This window comes from Acidovorax sp. KPB24-03, from assembly GCF_057546605.1.
On record NZ_BAAJYR010000905.1, the window covers coordinates 1 to 634 of the forward strand.

General features: G+C 76.3%; 2 pseudogenes. Both read right to left on the reverse strand.

Annotation, left to right across the window (positions count from 1 at the left end):
- Positions 1 to 268: pseudogene (locus tag AC27KI_RS26720) on the reverse strand (vWA domain-containing protein); the annotation flags it as partial.
- Positions 269 to 378: 110 nt separating this feature from the next.
- Positions 379 to 634: pseudogene (locus AC27KI_RS26725) on the reverse strand (hypothetical protein); the annotation flags it as partial.

Genomic DNA, 634 nt, shown 5'->3' on the forward strand with positions numbered 1-634 from the left:
AGCCGTCGCTCCAGGCGGGCGCGCGCTGGGGCGGCACGCGCAACTGCACGCCGCTGCCACCGAAGCACAGCAGCGCCACGTCGTCGCGGTGGCGGTAGGCCTCGCCCATCAGCGCCAGCAGCACGCCCTTGGCGCGCGCCAGGGCACCGCTCGCCACCATGGAGGCCGAGCAGTCCAGCACGAAGCAATGCAGCCGCCCGGTGCGGGCCTGGGCGGGCTGGTGCCGCAGGTGTTCCCGCTGCAGTTGGACGGCAGCACCCCGCGCCATGAAGGTGCGCGGCCAATCCCAGGGCCCCGGCTCGCCGCCGCGCAGGTCAGGCGTTCCATCGCCCCGCCCCCGTTCTCCCTGGCGCGCCGCGGCACGCCCGGGGCGGGGGCTCAGGCTTTTTTTGGTGCGCTGTCCTGCCCGCCGCGCGGCACCAGCAGCGGCCGCACGGGTTTGAAGGCCTGGGTGCCCACGGGCTCGGGGGGCAAGGCGCCCCAGTCCGCAGCACCTGCGGCAAGGGAGGCGCCGCCATCGGCAGGGCCATCTCCCTCGCTCCTCCCATCCCCTGGTGTGGCGCTTTCGCTCGCATGGCCCTCCCGCCGCGTGCCCGGGGGCTTCTCCGCGCTCGGCCCCGGCGCCGGCAGGGGG